Annotated in this window: 1 protein-coding gene; it reads left to right on the forward strand. The window is 70.7% G+C overall.

Annotated features, from left to right (window positions below):
* Window positions 1–311, forward strand: a 311-nt coding sequence (locus tag ACXAHG_RS23590) for a cadherin repeat domain-containing protein (RefSeq protein ID WP_475061266.1), incomplete at both ends; no start/stop codon positions are given.

The following is a 311-nucleotide window of genomic DNA, read 5'->3' on the forward strand; positions in this document are numbered from 1 at the left end:
GCCGAGAATGCCGCGGGCGCCGCCATCGGCACGGTCTCGGCCAGCGATCCCGACGGCGATGTGCTGAGCTACAGCGTCGATGACGCCCGCTTCGAGATTGACGGCACCACCCTCAAGCTGAAGGACGGCATCAGCCTCGACCATGAGGCCGAGCCCGCGGTCGAGGTCACCGTCACCGCCACCGACCCCGGCGGCCTTGCCAGCAGCAGCAGCTTCACCCTCACCGTCAGCGATGTGAACGAGGCGCCGGATGCCCCGGCGCTCTCGGCCGCCGTGGTTGCCGAGAATGCCGCGGGCGCCGCCATCGGCAC

This window comes from Leisingera sp. ABD4_442 (genome assembly GCF_056160905.1).